Annotated in this window: 23 protein-coding genes; 14 read left to right on the forward strand and 9 right to left on the reverse strand. The window is 69.0% G+C overall.

Annotated elements, in window-relative coordinates; genetic code table 11:
* Together phoU and GIY23_RS21475 are read left to right on the forward strand one after the other, a co-directional pair.
* The gene (gene phoU, locus GIY23_RS21470) at positions 1–648 is read left to right on the forward strand and encodes a phosphate signaling complex protein PhoU (RefSeq protein ID WP_154078309.1); all 648 of its coding nucleotides are present in this window, start codon (positions 1–3) and stop codon (positions 646–648) included.
* Between the two features lie 129 nt (positions 649–777).
* On the forward strand, positions 778–1,614 hold the full coding sequence (locus tag GIY23_RS21475) for a helix-turn-helix domain-containing protein (RefSeq protein ID WP_154078310.1): 837 nt from the start codon (positions 778–780) through the stop codon (positions 1,612–1,614).
* Positions 1,615–1,729: 115 nt separating this feature from the next.
* Here the strand turns inward: GIY23_RS21475 and pstB are convergent, their stop codons facing one another.
* From pstB to GIY23_RS21505, 6 genes are all read right to left on the reverse strand, one after another.
* On the reverse strand, positions 1,730–2,506 hold the full coding sequence (gene pstB, locus GIY23_RS21480) for a phosphate ABC transporter ATP-binding protein PstB (protein ID WP_154078311.1): 777 nt from the start codon (positions 2,504–2,506) through the stop codon (positions 1,730–1,732).
* 17 nt (positions 2,507–2,523) lie between these two features.
* The gene (pstA, locus tag GIY23_RS21485; RefSeq protein WP_154078312.1) at positions 2,524–3,438 is read right to left on the reverse strand and encodes a phosphate ABC transporter permease PstA; all 915 of its coding nucleotides are present in this window, start codon (positions 3,436–3,438) and stop codon (positions 2,524–2,526) included.
* Positions 3,435–4,364: a phosphate ABC transporter permease subunit PstC gene (gene pstC, locus GIY23_RS21490; RefSeq protein WP_228717752.1), complete on the reverse strand. Its 930-nt coding sequence runs from the start codon at positions 4,362–4,364 to the stop codon at positions 3,435–3,437. Before pstC ends, pstA begins: the two co-directional genes overlap by 4 nt.
* Before the next feature lie 217 nt (positions 4,365–4,581).
* Entirely contained in the window at positions 4,582–5,697 is a 1,116-nt protein-coding gene (pstS, locus tag GIY23_RS21495) for a phosphate ABC transporter substrate-binding protein PstS (RefSeq protein ID WP_154078314.1), read from the reverse strand.
* A 465-nt stretch (positions 5,698–6,162) separates the two neighbouring features.
* Complete coding sequence (gene mshD, locus GIY23_RS21500; RefSeq protein WP_228717427.1) at positions 6,163–7,131, reverse strand: mycothiol synthase; 969 nt, start codon at positions 7,129–7,131, stop codon at positions 6,163–6,165.
* 288 nt (positions 7,132–7,419) lie between these two features.
* Positions 7,420–8,148 carry a winged helix-turn-helix transcriptional regulator gene (locus tag GIY23_RS21505; protein WP_154078316.1) on the reverse strand — a complete coding sequence of 243 codons (729 nt, stop codon included), beginning with the start codon at positions 8,146–8,148 and terminating at the stop codon, positions 7,420–7,422.
* Between the two features lie 312 nt (positions 8,149–8,460).
* Between GIY23_RS21505 and GIY23_RS21510 the strand changes: the two genes are divergently transcribed.
* The 5 genes from GIY23_RS21510 to GIY23_RS21530 all read left to right on the forward strand — a co-directional run bounded on the left by GIY23_RS21510 (position 8,461) and on the right by GIY23_RS21530 (position 11,717).
* Positions 8,461–9,300, forward strand: coding sequence for an LmeA family phospholipid-binding protein (locus GIY23_RS21510; protein ID WP_154078317.1), 840 nt, complete (start codon positions 8,461–8,463; stop codon positions 9,298–9,300).
* Positions 9,297–9,752, forward strand: a complete 456-nt coding sequence (locus GIY23_RS21515; RefSeq protein ID WP_154078318.1) for a TlpA family protein disulfide reductase — start codon at positions 9,297–9,299, stop codon at positions 9,750–9,752. Before GIY23_RS21510 ends, GIY23_RS21515 begins: the two co-directional genes overlap by 4 nt.
* 293 nt (positions 9,753–10,045) lie before the next feature.
* Entirely contained in the window at positions 10,046–10,504 is a 459-nt protein-coding gene (locus GIY23_RS21520; protein WP_154078319.1) for a DUF4395 domain-containing protein, read from the forward strand.
* Between the two features lie 29 nt (positions 10,505–10,533).
* Complete coding sequence (locus tag GIY23_RS21525) at positions 10,534–11,379, forward strand: sulfurtransferase (RefSeq protein WP_154078320.1); 846 nt, start codon at positions 10,534–10,536, stop codon at positions 11,377–11,379.
* 38 nt (positions 11,380–11,417) lie between these two features.
* Positions 11,418–11,717 carry a DUF1416 domain-containing protein gene (locus GIY23_RS21530; RefSeq protein ID WP_154078321.1) on the forward strand — a complete coding sequence of 100 codons (300 nt, stop codon included), beginning with the start codon at positions 11,418–11,420 and terminating at the stop codon, positions 11,715–11,717.
* A 65-nt stretch (positions 11,718–11,782) separates the two neighbouring features.
* Here GIY23_RS21530 and GIY23_RS21535 read toward each other — a convergent pair whose 3' ends face one another.
* Entirely contained in the window at positions 11,783–12,526 is a 744-nt protein-coding gene (locus GIY23_RS21535) for a class I SAM-dependent methyltransferase (protein ID WP_154078322.1), read from the reverse strand.
* A gap of 281 nt (positions 12,527–12,807) precedes the next feature.
* Between GIY23_RS21535 and GIY23_RS21540 the strand changes: the two genes are divergently transcribed.
* Positions 12,808–13,455, forward strand: a complete 648-nt coding sequence (locus GIY23_RS21540; RefSeq protein WP_154078323.1) for an FABP family protein — start codon at positions 12,808–12,810, stop codon at positions 13,453–13,455.
* 286 nt (positions 13,456–13,741) lie between these two features.
* Here GIY23_RS21540 and GIY23_RS21545 read toward each other — a convergent pair whose 3' ends face one another.
* Positions 13,742–14,590 carry an aminodeoxychorismate lyase gene (locus GIY23_RS21545; RefSeq protein ID WP_154078324.1) on the reverse strand — a complete coding sequence of 283 codons (849 nt, stop codon included), beginning with the start codon at positions 14,588–14,590 and terminating at the stop codon, positions 13,742–13,744.
* Positions 14,591–14,796: 206 nt separating this feature from the next.
* On the opposite strand from GIY23_RS21545, the gene GIY23_RS21550 reads away from it, so the two are divergent.
* From GIY23_RS21550 to GIY23_RS21570, 5 genes are all read left to right on the forward strand, one after another.
* A complete protein-coding gene (locus tag GIY23_RS21550) occupies positions 14,797–15,186 on the forward strand; it encodes a Fur family transcriptional regulator (protein ID WP_154079035.1) in 390 nt (129 codons plus the stop codon).
* 13 nt (positions 15,187–15,199) lie between these two features.
* The gene (ygfZ, locus tag GIY23_RS21555) at positions 15,200–16,348 is read left to right on the forward strand and encodes a CAF17-like 4Fe-4S cluster assembly/insertion protein YgfZ (protein WP_154078325.1); all 1,149 of its coding nucleotides are present in this window, start codon (positions 15,200–15,202) and stop codon (positions 16,346–16,348) included.
* Between the two features lie 20 nt (positions 16,349–16,368).
* The gene (locus tag GIY23_RS21560) at positions 16,369–17,112 is read left to right on the forward strand and encodes a 3-keto-5-aminohexanoate cleavage protein (protein ID WP_154078326.1); all 744 of its coding nucleotides are present in this window, start codon (positions 16,369–16,371) and stop codon (positions 17,110–17,112) included.
* Between the two features lie 103 nt (positions 17,113–17,215).
* Positions 17,216–17,779 carry an RsiG family protein gene (locus GIY23_RS21565; protein ID WP_154078327.1) on the forward strand — a complete coding sequence of 188 codons (564 nt, stop codon included), beginning with the start codon at positions 17,216–17,218 and terminating at the stop codon, positions 17,777–17,779.
* Positions 17,776–18,723: an asparaginase gene (locus GIY23_RS21570; RefSeq protein WP_154078328.1), complete on the forward strand. Its 948-nt coding sequence runs from the start codon at positions 17,776–17,778 to the stop codon at positions 18,721–18,723. The genes GIY23_RS21565 and GIY23_RS21570 overlap by 4 nt, the downstream gene beginning before the upstream one ends.
* 193 nt (positions 18,724–18,916) lie before the next feature.
* Here the strand turns inward: GIY23_RS21570 and GIY23_RS21575 are convergent, their stop codons facing one another.
* Entirely contained in the window at positions 18,917–19,798 is an 882-nt protein-coding gene (locus tag GIY23_RS21575; protein WP_407646795.1) for a hypothetical protein, read from the reverse strand.
* Positions 19,799–20,006: 208 nt separating this feature from the next.
* Here GIY23_RS21575 and GIY23_RS21580 point away from each other — a divergent pair, with 208 nt between their 5' ends.
* Complete coding sequence (locus GIY23_RS21580) at positions 20,007–20,189, forward strand: DUF3073 domain-containing protein (protein ID WP_154078330.1); 183 nt, start codon at positions 20,007–20,009, stop codon at positions 20,187–20,189.
* Positions 20,190–20,385: the final 196 nt, after the last annotated feature.

Below are 20,385 nucleotides of genomic sequence, written 5' to 3' on the forward strand. Positions count from 1 at the left end.
ATGCGTGAGGCCTATCAGGAACAGCTCGGCAAGCTCGCCGAAGAACTCGCCGCGATGTCGACCATGGTCGGGACCGCGATGGAGCACGCCACGAAGGCCTTGCTCGACACGGACCTCTCGTTGGCCGAACAGGTCATCGACGACGACCTCCGGGTCGACGAGGCCCGCGCCCGCTCCGAGGAGCACGCGTTCGGGCTGCTGGCGCTGCAGGCTCCCGTCGCGGGCGACCTGCGCACCGTCATTTCGACGATCCACGTCGCCGAGGACCTCGAACGGATGGGCGACCTCGCGCTGCACGTGGCGAAAGCGGCCCGTCGCCGCCACCCGCAGCCGGTGCTCCCGGAGGACGTGCGCCCGGTCTTCGACCAGATGGGCAAGATCGCGGTGAAGCTCGCGGGACGTCTGCACGACATCATCCAGAACCAGGACGCCGACTCGGCGCACGCCATGGAGGCCGCCGACGACGAAATGGACGACCTGCACCGGCACTTGTTCACCGTGATGATGAGTTCGGAGTGGGAGCACGGTGTCGCCGCGGCTGTCGACGTGACGCTGCTCGGGCGGTTCTACGAGCGGTTCGCCGACCACGCGGTCGCCGTGGCCCGTCGTGTCGTGTTCATCGTGACGGGCCAGATGCCCAACGACTGAGACGGAGTATTAATACTCGATCTCAACAGTCCTCGCCGGGGCTCGTCTATGCCATCCTCGTTCTGGTGAACTACAGCTGTGTGACCGGTCGCCTCTCGCTGGGGGCGACCGGTGCGTAAAAGCCCGACCGTGCACCGGCGTCGCCTCGGCGGCGAGCTCCGGACGCTGCGGGAGAGTGCCGGGCGCACCCACCGCGAGGTCGCCGCGCATCTCGACTGTTCCCAGGGCAAGATCAGCCAGATCGAACTGGGGCGAGTGCCGGTGCGCACCTCGGACGTCCGGTTGATGGCCGACTTCTACGGCGCGGGCGAGCAGGTGGACGCGTTGATCGACCTCGCCCAGGGGTCGAAGGAGCGCGGGTGGTGGCAGGACTTCCCGACGACCGCGCAGCAGCCCGGCCTCGAGACCTACCTGGGGCTGGAGACCTCGGCGCACGCGGTGAGCTGCTTCGGCTCGGACCCGCTGCCGGAGCTGCTGCGCACCGTCGACTACAACACCGCGGTGCTGCGCTCCGGGCCACGGGATCTCGGCGAACCGGAGAAGCTGGAGCGGCTCGCCGTGACAGCCACGCGGCAGCAGCGACTCGTGGGTGAGCATCCGCTGGAGCTGTGGGCGGTCGTCGACGAGGCTGCGTTGCGGCGTGAGACGGGCGGACCTTCGGTCATGCGGGCTCAGCTGGAACATCTGGTGCACATGTCGTATCGCCGCAACGTGACCGTGCAGGTGCTGCCGTTCGCTGCGGGGGCACACCCGTTGATGTCGGACCGGGTCTCGGTGTTCTCGTTCCCGGACGGGGTAGACCCTCAGGTGGTGCACCTGGGGGACTCGGCGAACGCGCGGTTCTTCGACAAGCCCGCGGACACCAAGCCGTACCTGACCGCGTTCGAGCAGGTGTGCGCGCAGGCCTTACCGCCGAAGCAATCCAGCGCCCTCATCTCCACCATCGCCGACACCTGGACCGCCTGACCCTCCGCCCGGGTGGCAAATTCGCGCGAATTTGCCACCCGGCTGTCCACAGGGGGACCGAGTTGTCCACAGGGCGGTGGTTCCCCGACCGGGGCCTCGGAGCCTCGGCGAGGACTCAGCCGAAGCGGCCGGAGATGTAGTCCTCGGTGGCCTTCTGGTCCGGGTTCGAGAAGATCTTGCCTGTCTCGCCGACCTCGACGAGCTCCCCGGGCTCCCCGACCGCACGCAGGTTGAAAAAGGCCGTCTGGTCGCTGACGCGGGCGGCCTGCTGCATGTTGTGCGTGACGATGACGATCGTGTAGTCCTGCTTGAGTTCCGCCACCAGGTCCTCGATGGCGAGGGTGGAGATCGGGTCGAGCGCGGAGCACGGCTCGTCCATCAACAGCACGTCGGGTTGCACCGCGATCGCACGGGCGATGCACAGACGCTGCTGCTGCCCGCCGGAGAGCCCGCCGCCGGGGCGACCGAGCCGGTCCTTGACCTCTTCCCAGAGGTTCGCGCCACGCAGCGCCTTCTCGGCGATCTCGTCGAGCGCGCCCTTGTTCTTCTCGCCGGTGAGTTTGAGCCCGGCGACGACGTTGTCCCGGATGGACATGGTCGGGAACGGGTTCGGCCGCTGGAAGACCATGCCGATGGTGCGGCGCACCTGAACGGGGTCCACATCGGAGCCGTACACGTCCTCGCCGTCGATGAGCACCTTGCCGTCGACGCGGGCACCCGGGATGACTTCGTGCATCCGGTTCAAGGAACGCAGCACGGTCGACTTCCCGCAGCCCGAGGGCCCGATGAACGCGGTGACACCCCGGGCGGGAACCTGGACGGTCACGTCCTGTACTGCGTGGAACTTGTTGTAGTACAGGTTCAGGTCTTTGATGTCGAGTCGCTTGGCCATGGGTTCTCCTACTGCCCTTACTTCGTCTTGACCGCGAAAACCTTGGACAGCAAGGTCGCGAGGAGGTTGATGAGCATGATGAGCAGGACGAGGGTGAGCGCGGCTCCCCACATGCGCGCCTCGCCCGCCGCGGTGCCGGTGGACCGCTCCATGAAGATCGTCAGCGGCAACGACGCCTGCTCCCCCTGGAACAGGTTGAAGTTGATGGCGCTGGAGTAGCCGACGAGGATCAGCAGCGGCGCGGTCTCACCCATGATTCGCGCGAGGCCGAGCATGATGCCGGTCAGGATGCCGGACAACGCGGTCGGCAGCACGATCTTGACGATCGTCTTCCACTTCGGGACACCGAGCGCGTAGGAGGCTTCGCGGAGCTCGTCGGGAACGATGAGCAGCATCGTCTCGGTGACGCGCACGACGACCGGCAACATCAGCAGCACCAGAGCGAGCGCGACGGCGAAGCCGCTGCGGTCGAGGCCGAACGTGGTGATCCACAGCGCGTAGATGAACAGTCCGGCCACGATGGACGGCAGCCCGCTGAGGATGTCGACCATGAACGTCGCCGTCTTCGCCAGGCGGGAGTCCCTGCCGTACTCGACGAGGTACACACCGACCATGACACCCAGCGGCACACAGACCAGCGCACAGACGGCCGCTTGCTGGAGCGTGCCGACCAGCGCGTGGTAGACGCCGCCGCCGAAGTCGGTCGGCAGCAACCCGTTGAACGAGTTCGTGAACCACGTCGGGGTGAGCAGGGGCGCCAGCCCTCGCTCCAGCAGGGTGTAGAGGACCCACAGCAGCGGGATCACCGCGAGCCCGAACGCGGCCGTGAACACGACGGTCGCGGAGTTGTTCTTCAATTTCCGCCCGAATCCGAGTTGCTGGAAGGCGGGCGGCGTGGCGAGGCGCTCGACGTCGGGGCTGTCGGTTCTCATTCTTCCCCCTTGCCGCTGCGGCTCTCGATCCAGCGGGCCAGCGCGTTGACCACGAAGGTGATGACGAACAGCACGAGTCCGGCCGCGATGTAGGCCCCGACCTGCAGGTTGTGGTTGAACTCCGCCGCGCTCAGCGCGATCTTGGACGCGAAGGTCGCTCCGACGTCGAAGATGCTGTACTCGGGCGGTGCGGAGGCGCCGCTGAGGATGACCGCGAGCGCGACGGTCTCACCGAGCGCGCGGCCGAGTCCGAGCATGGATCCACCGACGAACCCGTTTCGGCCGAACGGCCACACGGTCGTGCGGATGACTTCCCAGCGGGTCGCGCCGAGCGCCTGCGCTCCTTCGATCTGCGCGCTCGGAGTCCGCTGGAACACTTCGCGGGTGACGCCGGTGATGATCGGCAGGATCATCACGGCGAGCACGATGCCCGCGGTGAACACGTTCGCGCCGCTGTCGGCGGGCGCGTTGCCGTCGCCGAAGATCGGGATCCAGCCCAGGTTGGCGTTGATCCACGAGGCGACCGGGTTGAGCACCGGCGCGAGCACGTAAACGCCCCACAGGCCGTAGACGACCGACGGCACCGCGGCGAGCAGGTCGACGACGTAGGCGAACGGCCTGGCGAGCGCGGCGGGCGCGTACTGGGTGAGGTACAGCGCGACGGCGGCCGAGAGCGGCATGGCGATGGCGAGCGCCACCAGCGAGCTGGCCACGGTGATCCACGCGAGATCGAGGATGCCGAAGCTCAGGTTGTCGATGTCGCTGGTGTCCCACTCCCTGCTGAACAGGAAGCTGACCTGGTTGACCTGCAGCGAGGGAACGGCCCGGATGAGCAGGAACAGGCCGATCGCCGCGATGAGCGCGACGACGAACGCCCCCGAGCCGGTCGCGAGCGACTGGAAGACACGGTCGCCGGTGCGGACCACGCTCCGGTCGGCGGAAGAGGAGACCTCGGGGGCGGAAATAGGAGCCTCCGGTCCGGTGCTGGTCGCCGAAAGGCCCCGCGAGTCCCCGGATTCTCCGGTGTCCGCGGGGCGCCGCTCGGCTTTCGTCGAGTCGGTCACTGCTGGTGGCAGCCTCTCACTTCGGGTTCGGTCCCTCTCGAGTGCCTCGCCCCTCGACCGAGGGGCGAGGCGGGCTCGATCAGGAGGAAATGGCGTTGACCGAGTTCATGACCTTCTTCTTGAACTCCTCGGGCAGCGGCACGTAGCCGGCTTCCTCGAGTTGCTGCGGGTTGGCGTTCGCCGCGACGGTCAGGAACGCCTTGACCGACTTGGCGGTCTCCGGGTCGTAGCCCTTGGAGCAGACGATCTCGTAGGTGTTGAGCACCAGCGGATACACGCCGGGGGACTTGTTGCCGTAGACCGAGTCGAGGTCGACGCGCAGGTCGTTGCCTTGGCCTTCGATCTTCGCGCCTTCGATGGCGTTGCCGACGGTCTCGCTGTTCAACTCGACCGGGCCCGCGCCGCTGTCGAGCTTGGCGATGTCCAGGCCGAGGTTCTTCGGGTAGGACCACTCGGCATAGGTGATGCTGCCTTCGGTGGCCTTGACAGCCTGGGAGACCTGGTCGGTGCCCTGCTTGCCCTGGCCGACGCCGGGGCCGGGCTGGAACTGCTTGCCTTCGCCCTTCCACGCGCCGTTGGTGGCCGTGGAGAGGTACTTCTGGAAGTTGTCCGAGGTGCCGGACTCCTCCGAGCGGAAGAACGGAACGATGTTCATGTCCGGCAGCTGCGCGTCGGGGTTGAGCGCCTGGATCGCCGGGTCGTTCCAGTTCGTGATCTGACCCTGGTAGATCTTGGCGATGGTGTCGGCATTGAGGTTCAGGTTGTCCACACCGGGAATGTTGTAGGCCATCGCGACGGGGCCGAACACCATCGGGATGTTCCAGGCTGGGTTGCCCTGGCACCGCTCGGCGGCCTTGTCGACCTCGCCGCCCTCGGCGTCGAGCGGGGAGTCCGAGCCGCCGAAGTCGACCAGCCCGGCGTTGAAACTCGAGACGCCCTTGCCCGAACCGGACTTCGTGTAGTTGACCTGCTGACCGGGGCATTTGATGCTGTAGTCGCGGGCGAAGACGTCCATCGCGTTCTTCTGTGCCGACGAACCCTCTGCCGAGAGCGGCTTGGTCCCGCATTCGACCTGCACGTTCTCAAGCTGCGGGTTCGCACTCGCCGGGGCGTTCCGGTCGGAGCCGCAGGCCGAGAGCACGAGCGTGCTCACCGCCAGCAAACCGAACGCAGCAGCGTGCCGCGTGATCTTCACTTCGTCCTCCACTCGGGAAAGAAGGCACTGGGTTGGGGAAGGCACCGCGGCCACTCGTGCCGCACGCCCGGAACCGTAAGCGCCCCGCATGGACAGGCACCGCCGAGAAGGTGAACCAGAAGTGAACAACGCACTCTAAGTAAGCAGTCCCACATCCCATCGGGTGATCAAGTGAGGGAGCGAGAACAGCGCCCGAGCGTTCCGTAACTGTGTTGTGCCGCGCCCGGAGGATTCACCCCGCGCACGGTTCCGGCGTCGCGCACCAGCCGAATCGAGGCGAACGGCACTCTCGCCTCGTCCTGTGAGGCGAAGGTGCCGTTCGCCTCACAGGACCAACGAGGCGAACGGCACTTTCGCCTCGTCTGATGGGGCGAAAGTGCCGTTCGCTCCATTTGAACGAGTGGCCGGACACGCCGACGATCACTCGGTGTGATGTTGAGGAGACGCGCCGGAGCGGATGTCGTCCTACAGACCGAACTGGACGTCGGTGTCCCAGCGCTCGAAGCCGAGCCGTCGATACACCGCGATCGCCGGGCCGTTGTCCCCTTCGACGTAGAGCATGACCTGCGTGCAACCGACGTCTCGGAGGTACTGCAGGCCCGCGGCGGTCAGCGCCCGGCCGAGCCCGGAGCCCTGCGTGTCGGGATCCACCCCGACGACGTAGACCTCGCCCGCACCGTCGGGATGAATCTTGGTCCAGTGGAACCCGAGAAGGCGGTCGGCCTCGTCGACGGCCAGCAGGAAACCGGCGGCGTCGAACCAGTCCTCGAATTCCTTGCGCCGGAGGTCCTCCTCGCTCATGTCCCCCTGTTCGGGGTGCCAGGAGAACGCGCGGTGATTCACCCGCACCACTTCGGCTTCGTCGACACCGGTACGGAACGCGCGGATCGTCACGCCTTCCGGAGTCACGACGTCGGGCAGGGCGGGAGCGTCGGTGTCGGTCTCCTGCAGCATGCGGCCCATCCGCCAGAGCTCACGTACCCGGTGCAGGCCGTAGCGTTCGGCGAGACGAAGTGCGCCGGGATGCTCACCGTGCGACCAGATCCGCAGGGATCCGCTGTCGGTGCCGGAGTCCTCGGCGATCTCGACACGTTCGACTAGAGCCTGGACGAGCCGCGTGCCGATGCCGAGGCGCCGGTGATCGGGGTGCACTGCGAGCTCGGCGACGAGCGGGCCCGATTCGGCGGCGGTGTCGAGGTGTGCGTAGCCGACGAGTTCACTGCGGGAGCCGCGCACGATGTAGTGCTCGGAACCGCCGACGTCGGCCTGCACGGGCTCGATCTGTTCGGCGACGCCGCGTCGTGCCGTCAGCCGCAGAATCACGTGTTCGCCGACGGGAGCGACCCCGTCGATCTTCTCGGCGTGCGTCAGCAAAGCCATGATCTCGTCGGCCTCGCTGGAGTCCAGTCCGTTCCGCCACGTCAGCTGCACCACGACTCCGACCGTACCGATGTCGCGGCCGGTTCGGGGACGCCGGTCAGCGCCCACCACCGCAGACCGAAGACAACGTCTCAGAGTGCATTGGGGAACTGGCGATTGTGCCCGTAGGGCACGCCGCATACGTGACCAGCCGCGGCACGGTGGGACGCTCCGGCGTTCGGAGGTCGTGCCTCGCAAGGGAGGGGTTCTCGCCGCGCCCGGTACTCAAGAGGAACCCAAGGCCGCGAGACGCGAACTGGAACGGCGGTACCGGACCACCCACCCCAGTTCCACCATGCCCGCTCAGGAAAGCGGCGTCTGGTCGCGGGTGCGGCTGTCGGCCGGTACGTCGCTGTTCTGGCGTCCCTTGGACGGAGAGACGAACTTGTATCCGACGTTGCGGACGGTGCCGATCATGGCGTCGTAGTCCTGTCCGAGCTTCGCGCGCAGGCGCCGCACGTGGACGTCGACGGTGCGGGTGCCGCCGAAGAAGTCGTACCCCCACACCTCGTGCAGCAGCTGTGCGCGCGTGAACACCCTGCCCGCGTGCTGTGCCAGGTACTTGAGCAGCTCGAACTCCTTGTAGGTCAGTTCGAGCGCGCGCCCCTTGAGACGAGCGGTGTAGGTCGCTTCCTCGATGACGAGATCGCCGACCGTGACGGAGTCGGGCGTCTCGTCCGCCTCGGCGGCCCGGCGGGAGGTGAGCAGCCGCAGTCGTGCGTCGACCTCGGCGGGCCCGCTCGTCGGCAGGACGATGTCGGTGACGCCCCACGCGGCGCTGACGGTGATGAGTCCGCCTTCGGTGACGACCGCGGCGACCGGCGCCTCCCCGGCGGCGAAGACGCGGCAGAGGTCACGAGCTTCGGCGAGGTCGTCGCGGGCGTCGACCAGGACCGCGTCGTGCGATCCCGCGGAGACCAGAGCCGACGGTTCGGGCGCGACGACGCGAACGGTGTGCGGGAGCAGAGCGAGAGCCGGGAGCACTGCGGCACTGTCCCGTTCGGTGGTGACGAGAAGCAGTTCGGAACTCATGTCCGGGGCCTTTCGTTCCAGGCCGCCCGAGCGGCGGGCCGGGTGTACGACCGTGCCGGTGCGACTCGCCTCAGCGGCGCCATCCGGTACAGCCCGGCCTCGTTGCCTGCGGATGCCGAAAAGAATAACGGATCGGACCGTAGAAATCCCAGGTCGAGTCGACAGCGTCACATCGGTGAACCGGATGCGAACCCGTGTTGCGGCCGTGTTTCACGCGCGTCGGGTGTTCGTTGTCATCCTCGCCGGCGCCCGGGACGCGCCGTACGGCCGATAAAGTGAACGTCGCCGGACCCCACAGAACGGACCCCGCAGGTGAAGAAGGCCCTCATTACCCTGGTCGTCGTTCTCGGCCTCTTCGTGGCCGCGGACTTCGGCGCTGCGGCCGTCGCCGAATACCAGGTCTCCAAGCAGATGCGTCAGCAGCTGAGGCTGGAGGAAGACCCGGCGGTGCGCATCAACGGCTTCCCGTTCCTGTGGCAGGCCGCGTGGGGCGACTACCGAAACGTGGAACTGGAGGCCAGGGCCGTCGAGGTCGGCGAGCTCAGCGAGGTCGGCGTCGGCGCGAACCTGCACCACGCGAAGGTGGCGACCTCCGAGGTCATCGCGGGCACCGCGGACGAGATCGACGTCGAGGAGGTCGTCGGCCGGGTCGAACTCAAGGCCTCCGACGTCGGCCGGTACCTCAACATCACCGACCTGCGGATTTCGCCTGCCCCGAAGAACGCGCTCCAGGAGGAGTCCAGCGGCGACGACGCCAGCGGACAACCGCAGAACCCCAGCGGCGCCGACCCCACCAGCAGCGGGCAGGAGGACGGCGGGGACCGCACGAAGGCCACCGTGCAGCTCGACGGCAGCGTCAACATCGGCGGCGAGAACGTGAAGGTCAAGGTCATCGCGGTGCTGTCGCTGCTCAACGGCAAGCTCGAGATCGAGCCTCGTAAACTGGACCTCAACACCAGCCGGTTCGGCGACATCCCGCTGCCGGCGGTCTTCGAGAAGTCGGTGCTGCAGCAGTTCAACACCACCCTCGACCCGGGGGCTCTCCCGTTCCGCGTTGTGCCGACCGCCGTGGACGTCGAGCACGGCGCGCTGATCGTCGAGGGCAAGGCTCGGGACGTAACGATCAGTGCGGGGGGCATGAGCTCGCCGTGACCGGCTGGTGGGCGCTGCTGATCGTGCTGGCCGTCACGCTCGTCGTGGCGCTACTACTCCGCGCGAAGGAGGGTCGTATCACCCGCGCGAAAACCGGTTCGGACACGTCGGCGGCCTCGCAGGCAGGATCCGTGTCCGCGCTGCCGGAGGCACTGCGCGAGCGGCTCGACGAGGAGCCCGCGGCGCCGGTCACCTTGCTACAGCTCTCGACGACCTTCTGCGCTCCGTGCAGGCACCTACGGATCCGGCTCGCCGACCTCGCCGCACGAACCGAGGGGGTCCGCCACGTCGAGGTCGACCTCACCCACCATCCGGAGTGGTCGACGCCGCTGCGGGTGCACACGACGCCGACGACGCTCGTTCTCGACTCCACAAGCTGCGAGTTGTTCCGGTTCTCGGGAGTGCCGCGTCGGGCGGAACTGGCCGACGCGCTCCGGCCGCACCTCGCATGAACTGGGACGAAACAGATTCGACAGCGCTGAGGGCCGGCCACCGTGGGACGATCAAAACCGTCCCACCTGGTGAACTTCCTTCCCGCACTCCGGTGCGACCGGTAACCTCACGATCGTGCATGAACTGCTGACCCGACGGCGCGCGGTGGACTACTGCCGCGTGGGGAGCAGCCTGTGTCGGGCGCACTGACCGGGCGGTAGCCCCGACGCACCGCGCTCCCAGCAGTGCCCTGCGCCAGGCTCGCGCCGCCTGACGGACTCGTCAGCAATGGTCCACGGTCAGGAGGCCCGCTATGCCCGCAGACACTCTCGACCCCCGTGGTGTGCGCTTCACCGCGTGGGTGACCAGCGGGATCCTCGCGCTCGGCCTGGTCACCGGGAGCTGGCGGCTGATGGCAGCGCAGACCGTGCTGTTCGGGCTGTGCGCGTTCGTCGGACTCAAGCTCAATCCGTGGGGTGAGGTGTACCGGCGGACGCTGGCCCCGCGCCTCGAACCGGTCGCCACGGAGGACCGGGAGGACGTCGCACCGGTCCAGTTCTCCCAGGGCGTCGGGTTCGTCTTCGCACTGCTGGCCACCGTCGGGTATGCGGCCGGGTGGGTCACGTTCGGCATGATCGCCAACGGGCTCGCGCTGGTCGCGGCGTTGCTGAACGCGGCCATGGGCTACTGCCTCGGCTGCCAGATGTACCTGCTGTTGCGTCGGTTCGCCCCGGCGGGCCGAACGACACCGTCCACACCGGACGCCGGATAGATGCTCGAACAACGAAGGAGTCGCTCGACATGAGCCGCGAAGAGGTCCTCGTCTCCACCGACTGGGCCGAGCAGAACCTGAACACCGACGGGATCGTGTTCGCCGAGGTGGACGAGGACACGACAGCCTATGACGCGGGCCACATCGCGGGCGCCGTCAAGCTCGACTGGCGAGAGGACCTGCAGGACCACGTGCGCCGCGACTTCGTGGACCGCGCCGGGTTCGAGAAGCTGCTGTCCGCGAAGGGGATCTCCAACGACGACACGGTGATCCTCTACGGTGGCAACAACAACTGGTTCGCCGCCTACGCCTACTGGTACTTCAAGCTCTACGGCCACGACGACGTCAAGCTTCTCGACGGTGGCCGCAAGAAATGGGAACTCGACGGCCGCCCGCTGGTCAAGGACGAGTCGAACCGGTCCACCACGCAGTACAACGCGCAGGAGCCGGACACCTCGATCCGCGCGTTCCGCGACGAGGTCGTCGACGCGATCGGCACCAAGAACCTCGTCGACGTGCGTTCGCCCGACGAGTTCTCCGGCAAGCTGCTCGCCCCGGCGCACCTGCCACAGGAAGCCGCGCAGATCGGCGGGCACATCCCGAGCGCGATCAACGTGCCGTGGAGCAAGGCCGCGAACGAGGACGGCACCTTCAAGTCCGACGACGACCTCCGGAAGCTGTACTCGGAGGCCGGGCTGGACACCTCGAAGGACACCATCGCCTACTGCCGGATCGGCGAGCGGTCCTCGCACACCTGGTTCGTGCTGCGTGAGCTGCTCGGCGAGAAGAACGTGAAGAACTACGACGGTTCGTGGACCGAGTACGGCTCGCTCATCGGTGTGCCGGTGGAGAACCCCAGCAAGGAAGACAGCTGAGACCGTCGCCCCAGCGGCGAGGACAGGAGAGAGCGGACATGAGTGGATGCGGAGCTCCGCAACAGGGCGGCACCGCCGTGGCCGAGGACACCGATCAGGTCGTGCTCGCGGGAACCGTGACGGCGGGCGGCAACCCGGTCGAGGGAGCCTTCGTGCGGCTCCTCGACTCGAGCGGTGAGTTCACCGCCGAGGTGGTCTCGTCGGCCGACGGCGCGTTCCGGTTCTACGCGGCCCCGGGCACCTGGACGGTGCGGGCACTGCACCGCGAAGGCACCGGTCAGGCCGAGCTGGCACCGGCCGGGGTCGGCGTGCACACGGCGGACATCGCCGTCAGCTGACGACATTTCGGCGAGCGAAGGGGTCGATGCCCGCAGGGCGTCGGCCCCTTCGCGTGTCCCGGGGGTCAGACGCGGGATCGCAGGAGGGCGAAAGCGCGTTCGTCCCGGTCCTGCGTGCACGGATCGGAGTCGTGTTCGCAGCCGACCGTGGTGAAGTCGACGACCTCCCACCCGGTGCGTTCGAAGAGCCGCTCGAGTCCCGTCGCCGAGAAGATCCAGAAGTTCGTGGCGTCGTTGTTCGCCTCCGAGGGATGCAGCAGGTAGGCCACCGGCTGGTGCTGCAACCGCGTCCGGTGATCCGGCGCGAGCTGCGCCACCCGGGTCGACAGGAAGCACAGGTCGGCGTGCCTGGCGAGGGTTTCCAGCGCGAAGAACGGGTTCTTCAGGTGGTAAAGCAGCCCGAGGAAGAACACCGCTCCGTAGCGCTCGGCAGGCATCGTGAACTGGGAGTCGAGGTCGACCTCGTGCACTTCGGTCGTCGAGTCGAGTTCGGAGACGAGTGTTCGCGCCCCCTGCAGGCCGTTGAAGTTCGTCGGCGCGTGGTCGATCAGGTCGACCCGGCAACCGAGTTCGTCCTCCAGGAAGAAGCCGAAGTCTCCGTCGGCCGCACCGATGTCGGCGACGCGGCGCTGCCGGAGCTGCTCGAACACCGTCCGGTTCTGCCCGGTCAGCAGCCGGTCCAGGTGAAAGATGTTCGCCATCGTGTCGTACGGGTACCACTCGAAGTCCGTGGGCGCGATCCGCTGCTTGCGCGCGAGCAGGCGCTCCCGGTACGCGAGCGCGCGTTCCCGAAACGTCTCGAACTCCATGTGTTCCCGCCCCCTGTTCGGTGGCCCCGCGGCCGGTCGTCTGCGCAGCCGGGGACGTGACGTCCGTCTCGCACCGCCCACGACCTGCACTCACTCGACGGTGTTGACGCAGATCATGCCGGACGCCTCGCTCACCGCGGCGGGCGCCGTGGTTATGCTTTGGCCGTGGAACTCATCGACGTTTTGCACTACGGCCTGGTCGGACTCGTCGGCGTCGCTGCCGTGGCGACCGTGTGGTTCGCCGGGTACGTGGTCTTCCGGCTGTACAACGACTGATCCCGATGACCGACGAGCCTCAGGCCCAGGGGCCGGTTCCCGGCAGCGGTGACGCGGCCGTCGCGGCGGCCGCGGAGCGTGCCGAACACACCCGGGGCCGCAACCTGCCCCAGTTCGACGACCTCCCCGGCGCGCAAGACACGGCGAACCTGCGGCTGGGTCCGGAACTCAACGACGCGTGCCTCGCGCTGCTGCCGCTGGTCGGGGTGTGGCGCGGCGAGGGCGAGGCCTCGCACCCGTCGCTCGACGAGACGTACCGGTTCCTGCAGCAGGTGACGTTCGCGCACGACGGGCGGCCGTTCCTGTTCTACGAGAGCCGCGCCTGGAAACTCGACGGCGAGGGCGGCTCGGTCGTGGAGCCGGCGTTCCGCGAGGTCGGGTTCTGGCGGCCCCAGCCGGACGACACGATCGAACTGCTGCTGCTGCACGCCGACGGGATCTCCGAGATGTTCTTCGGCTCGCCGCGCAACCAGACGACGTGGGAGCTCTCGACCGACGCCGTCATCCGGACGCCCACCGCCGACGACGTCAAGGCGGCGAGCCGTCTCTACGGCGTCGTGGAGGGCTCCCTGGCCTACGTCGAGGAGCGCGCGACCTCCGAACACGAGATGCAGCCCCGCCTGTCCGCGAAACTCGAGCGCGTCGTCGGCTAGGCCGGGTGGCAAATTCGCGCGAGTTTGCCACCCGGCTGTCCACAGGGGTGGGGAGTTGTCCACAGGGCGGGGGCGCGGTGCCGGGTTCGGACTCGGTGGCCCTCAGTGCCTGTCTGTGGTCTTGTTCGGATGCCCGTCAGGGCATGGTCTTGCGTGGTCAGCCCGGGCACGGTGAGAAGCTCCGGCGTTTCAGTTCGTGCCTCGCAAGGCAGCGGTGCTCGCCGCGTACGTGTGCTGGGGCGGCGGTACCGGACCACCTCCCCAAGTTCCACAATGCGCTCTCAGCTCAGGAGTAGTTGGACTCGTAGAGGGCGCCGAGCGTCTCGTGCAGAGCCGGGTCGGCCTTGACCTCCGCACCGTCGATGCTGCGGACCTGAGTGACGAGCCGCACGCTGGACGCCAGCCACACGCCGTCCGCGGCGAGCATGTCGTCGACGCCGAACCGCTCGACGCGCGTGTTCCACCCGGCGTTCTCGGCCGCCCGGAACAGCGCGCCCTGGGTGGTGCCGCGCAGGATCCCCGTGCTCGGCGGCGTCGTCAGCAGCGAGTTCCCCTGCGCGAGGACGACGTTCGAGGTGGGGCCTTCGAGCACCGTTCCGTCGCTGGCGACGAACACGACCTCGTCGGCGTCGCGTCGGCGAGCTTCGCGCATCGCGGCCATGTTCACCGCGTAGGACAGCGTCTTCGCCGACAGCAGCAGCCACGGGGCCCGCTCCATCAGCTCGGGGGCGATACCTCGCTCCAGCGTCACCACCGAGACGCCGTCGGCGCGTTTGCGCTTGGTCTGCTCCTCGATCGAGGTCCCCAGCCCCCACGCGGTCGGAACGTCGGTGCCCTCGACTCCCCGCGTGCACACGATCTTGAGCGCCATCTCGCGGTCGTCCTTCCACGGCCACGCGTCGACCGCGGCCGCCACGAGCCGTTGCCAGTCCTCGCGCGGCGGGATCGTCATGTCCATCAGCCGCGCCGACCGTTCCAGCCGGTCGAGGTGCGGACCGAGCTCGCGAGGCCGGCCTTCGACGACGAGGATCGTCTCGAAGATCCCATCCCCGCGGTGGACACCAAGGTCGTCGACGCGCAGCTGCGGCGCGTCCGGGTCGGCGAGTGTTCCGTCCAGAAGAGCGAGTACGCGCATACCCGCAGCCTAAGCGGTGTGCGCAGTGCCACCGGCATCCGTGCGGCGGTGCCTCGCGCGGCCGTGCGGCGCCTGCGGCACGCACCCCCGGTCGCGGCCTACGATCGGGGGTGGCGACCGGTGCATCGCCGCACCGGCGAGGAAGGACCGGGACCGTGGGCGATCAGACGGGACTGCGCCGGACACTGCACCGGCGCGGGAAACGGATGACGCCGCAGCGGCAGCTGGTTCTCGACGCGGTGCGCGAGCTCCGGCACGCGACTCCGGAGCAGGTGTGCCAACGGGCGCAGGCCACCGCGCCGAGCGTCAACATCACCACCGTCTACCGTGCCCTGGACCTGCTGGAACAGCTCGGGCTGGTGCGTCACACCCACCTGGGGCACGGCGCGCCCACCTACTCGGTCGACGAGCACGAACACGTGCATCTGGTGTGTCACGTGTGCGGCGAGGTCGACGAGGTGCCGTGCGAGACGCTGGACGCACTGGCCGGCCTGCTCGACCGGGAACGCGGTTTCGGACTGGACGCCGGTCACGTGGCACTGTCCGGCACGTGCCGCCGCTGCAGGCGGGACGCGGCACCACCCGGACGCGAGTGAGAATCGAGGAGTCATGACATCACCGCTGCTGGAGTTCCCCGGGGCGGTTCCCGCCCCCGACGACGACCCGGACTCCGGCGTTCCCTGGCACTTCGGCGACCCGTTCGCCGAGCAGCGGCGGGCGGCGCGCTCGGCGGTCGTCGTGGACCGCTCGCACCGCCAGGTCATCGCGGTGCCGGGCGAGGAGCGACTGAGCTGGCTGCACCTGGTGCTCTCGCAGCACCTCACCGAGCTGCCGGAGGGCCGCGGGACCGAGTCGTTGGTGCTGGACACGCACGGGCGGGTGGACAGTCACCAGATGGTTGCCCACCTCGGCGGCGTCGTGTACCTCGACGCCGACCGGGGAACGTATGCGACGAGCGCGTTGCCGACCCTCGGCGAGAACGGCAAGCAGCCGCTGTTCGACTACCTGGAGGCGATGCGCTTCTGGTCCAAGGTGGAGCCGCGTGAGGCCACCGGTGAGTTCGCGGTGTTCACGATCATGGGGCCGGAGTCCGGCGACGTTCTCGACAAGGCGGGTGTCGCGACCGTGCCCGCCGAGGTCGACGACGTGGTGGCGCTGCCGGACGGCGGGTACCTGCGCCGGGTGGCGTTCGGTGGCCTGAGTGTCGTCGACGCGGTCGTGCCGCGTGACGAGATGGTCGACTGGTGGACACGGCTCACCGACGCGGGCGCGCACCCGGCGGGCACGCTCGCGTACGAGGCGCTGCGGGTCGAGGCACTGCGCCCGCGGGTCGGCGCCGAGACCGACGACCGCTCCATTCCGCACGAACTCGGCTGGATCCACGTCGCCGCACACGTGGCGAAGGGCTGCTACCGGGGCCAGGAGACCGTCGCCAAGGTCCACAACGTCGGCAAGCCGCCGCGGCGCCTACTCCTACTGCATCTGGACGGCTCCGTGGAGGTCAGGCCGGAGACGGGCGACCCGGTGTGGCACGGCGACCGCAAGGTGGGTCGCGTCGGTTCCGTGGTGCTGCACCACGAACTCGGCCCAGTCGCGTTGGCGCTGCTGAAGCGTTCGGCTCCGGTGGACGTGGAGCTCGTGGCAGGCGACCGGGACGAGGAGCGGGCGGTCGCGGCGGCGGTCGACCCGGACTCGGTTCCGCCGGACACCGGCGAGCCGCCGGGACGGTTGGCGGCGCAGGGACTCCGCGGCCGGTGAGGTGTGCCAAGATCGCGGGTATGACGACGTCGTCCAGTCCGAACCGACCTCCCGAGGGCACGGTCGTCGCGGTCGCGCCGCTGGGCGGGCACGTCGCGGTGACCGCGGACGACGTGGCACGGGCGGCCACCGACTGCGCGCGCATCGGTGCGTGCGTGGTCGACGTGGAGCCGCGCGCCGACTGCCCGATCGCCGACCAGGTCGCCGCCGCCCGCCGGGAGGCGGACGTGCTGGTGCGGGTGTCGGCCTACGCACGGACCGAGACGTTGACCGCGCTGCTGGAGGCCGGTGCGGACATCGTCACGGGCCCGATGGACGCGCCTGCGGAATTCCTCACCGAGCTGCGGCAACGGTCGGAGCGGCAGGGGCTTCCGGTGCACTACGAGGCGCGCAACCTCGAACAGGTGGCCCGGCTGCGGTCGCTGCCTGCCGTGGAGCACGCGGTGCTCGTGTTCGGCGACAGCAGGGGCATGCCCGGAACGGTGGAGACGATCGCGGAGGCGCTGCACGCGGTTCCGGAGTCCGCTGCGGTCACCGCGACCGGTCTCGGCTCGGTGTGCGTCCCGGTGATGCTGACCGCGTTGGCGGCCAGCGCACACGTACGCACCGGGCTCGCCGACTCGTGGGAGTACTCCGAGGGAGTGGCCGCCAAGGACGATGCGCAACTCGTCGCCCGCGCCGCCGGGCTGGCGAAGATCGCGCAGCGTCCCGCTGTCGGCGCAGCGGAGGCACGAACGCTGCTGACTTCCAGGGCCACGGCGTGATGCGCCGTGCGTACACGGTTCGGCACACTGGGCGCACCACGATGAGATCGACGTCCCGTCGAGGCCGGGAGCGCGGCCCGTCGGGACAGCGGAGGATGGACACGTGATCGAAGTCCGCCCGGGTGGGCGCCGTCGGATCGACCGAGTGCTGAGCCCGGACTACACCGCAGAGATCGGCGCACGGTCGCTCGCGGACGTCCGCGAGCGGCGCGACGAGGCGGCCCAGGAGGAGACCGACCTGTCGTACCTGCGTCGGCTGTTGCACGTCCGGATCGACATCGTGCGCGCCGAACAACGCAGACGGGCCGAGACCGGGTCGGCGTCGGTCGTGGAGCAGCTGGTGAGCATCCTCGCCGACAACGCGGTGGGGCCGGCGACCGGTTCCGGGCGTTACCAGACGATGGAGCCCTCGCGTGCCGAAGCGCACCGCAGGCACGTGGAGGCGCTCGTGTCCGACGTGGATCTCTCGGACGTGATGTCGCTGTCGGAGTCGGCGCTGGAGACCACGCTGACCGCCTACACCGAGGAGGAGGACTCCGTCTCGGCGCGGCGGCGCGAGGTGCAGAGTGTGGTGGACGAACTCAACGCGGAGATCGCCCGCCGGTACCGGGAGGGCGCCGCCTCGGTCGACGAACTGCTCGCGGCGGAACGGGACCAGTCGTCATGACCGAACACGTTCCACTGGTCGAGGTGGTGCGCGGCGGGCTGCGCGAGGGCGTGCACCACGGTTCCGTGGTGGTCGTGGACCGGGACGGTTCGATCGCCTGGTCGCGCGGCGAGGTCGAGACGCCGATGTTCCCGCGCTCCTCGAGCAAACCGGCACAGGCACTCGGCATGCTGCGTTCGGGCCTGACGCTTCCCGACGACGCGGATCTGGCGCTGGCCGCCGCCTCTCACAGCGGGGAGACCGCACACGTCTCGCGAGTTCGGGAGATGCTGCACCGGCACGGGTTGTCCGAGGCCGACCTGCACTGCCCACCGGACTGGCCGATGCACGAGCCGTCGCGGGACGCCATGCTAGCCAACGGCCTCCGACCGCAGCGGGTCACGATGAACTGTTCCGGCAAGCACGCGGCGATGCTGGCGACCTGTGTGCAGCGCGGCTGGTCCACGACGGACTACCTCGACCCGAAGCATCCGCTGCAGGTGTCCGTGCACGAAGCGGTCGTCGACCTCGCAGGCGAGCCGACCGCGACATCCACTGTGGACGGTTGTGGCGCGCCGTTGTTCGCGATCTCCCTCGCCGGCCTCGCCCGGATGTACAGCGCGCTGGCGACCGCCGGGATCGGGACGCGGCGCCGCCGGATCGCCGATGCGATGCGCGCGCACCCGTGGCTGGTGTCCGGAACCGACCGCGAGGACGTGGAACTCATGGGGGCGGTCCCGGGTCTGTTGTCGAAGATCGGGGCCGAAGGCGTGCTCGCCGTCGCGTTGCCGGACGGTCGAGCGATGGCGTTGAAGATCGCCGACGGGGCGGACCGGGCCCGCCTGCCGCTGGCGATCGGGGTGCTGCGCACGCTCGACGTCGCCAACGACGTGCTCGACGCACTCGCGGAGTCGCCGGTACTCGGAGGCGGGGTGCGGGTCGGCTCCGTCCGCGTCCTCCGCTGACGAGGCGTGAGCCTTTGTGGTGCCTATGACCACCAAAAAGGCTCACGCAACGCAACGCACCCCCCACCCAAGTCCCACACCACCACACAAACCCTCACGCAACGCAACGCACTCCCCACCCAAGTCCCACACCACCACACAAACCCTCACGCCACGCTCCCGCAGGTCGCCTCACCGCGTCACTCAGGCCTGGTCAGTTGTAGCGTTCGCGGGCGGCGAACTCGGCCCAGAAGTCTCGGAGCGCCTCGTATCGTTCGGCGACTTCGGTGGATTCCCCGCGTTCCATGGCGTCGATGATCGCGTGCACGTCCTCGGCGGACGTGTCGGCCTGGACGTCCTCGGCGCTCATCAACTGCACCAGCCCGCCGTAGTCGAGCTCCACCGCGGAGTGCGGGTGGAACCGCTCCAGCCAGCGGCCCGTCTCACGCAGGATCCTCGTGGGCCCTTGATCGCCGAGCGCGCCCTCGGACACGGTGTGCGCCCGCGCGGCCCGGCGCCGGGCGTCGGCCATCGCCACCAGCCACGACACCGCACCGGAGTCGGTGCCCTCGATCCGTTCGGTGGGGTCGACGAGCGCGAACCACGGCAGCGGCACCGTCCAGGTGGACGAGAGCACGTGCACCGCGGTGTCCGAGAGCTCCTGCACGACCCGGTTCGCGTGGCTCTTCGCGTCACCGTCCGGGTCGGGGAACACGGCGCCGCGCAGCGGCACCTCGGCCGAGGCCAGGAACCCCACGAGCGCCGCGGCGGACCGGCCGCGCAGGTCCAGTGGGCACACCAGCGGCCCGGGCCCGACCGTCGCGGACTCGCCTGTGGGCACGTCGTCGGGATCGACCACCAGGACGTCCTCGGCTCCGGCCGGCGTGCCGTCCGCGGCCTCACCAGGCAACAATCGGGACGGGGCGACGAGCTGGCTGTGCAGCCAGCGGCGCTGTTCACGGACCCCTGCGTGGTCGGGGGCGATCGGACCGCGTCGGAGCGCTTCCACGAGCTGGTCGCGGACTGTCGGCGCGAACGTGGACAAGGGTTCGTACACCCTCAGGTAGGCGACGAACGGTGCTGGCACAGCGTGCATCGTGTCACGTCCGCTCCGCGGCGACGGAGGCGGTCGCCGTTCGGCGCGTGTCCGCGCCGAACGTCACCGACGCCACGCCCGACGCGGGCCGGACCACGTCGCGTAGAACCGCATCGGCACGGTACGGTAGTTACCAGGAAACGTTGTCGAGATCATGCGGGGCCGCCTCCCCTGGCCGCCCCGCCACCCTGCGCGAGGGGGTCGAGCCATGGGGCGCGGCCGGGCCAAGGCCAAACAGACGAAGGTCGCCCGCGAGCTGAAGTACAGCTCACCGAACATGGACGTCGAGGCGCTACAGCGTGAGCTGTCGGGTCCGGAGTCCAGTGGCGAGTGGTCCGAAGAGGATCGCGAAGACTCATACGACGACGGGTACGACGACCCACGACGTTGACACGCTGCACGCCACCGAGCGGTTCGCACGCCGACCGCTCGGTACCTTGTGTCGCCGATGGGGGTCGAGCACCCGGTGGATGAGTCTCGCGCACAGGACACTGTCCGTCGCGGGCAAGAGAAGAATCCGAGAGACGAACGGGCGGTGGGCAGACCCACCGCCCGTTCCGTCTGTCGAGGGGCCGGTGTGCGGGCCG

The sequence above is a fragment of the Allosaccharopolyspora coralli genome (genome assembly GCF_009664835.1).
GTDB classification, from domain to species: Bacteria; Actinomycetota; Actinomycetes; order Mycobacteriales; family Pseudonocardiaceae; genus Allosaccharopolyspora; species Allosaccharopolyspora coralli.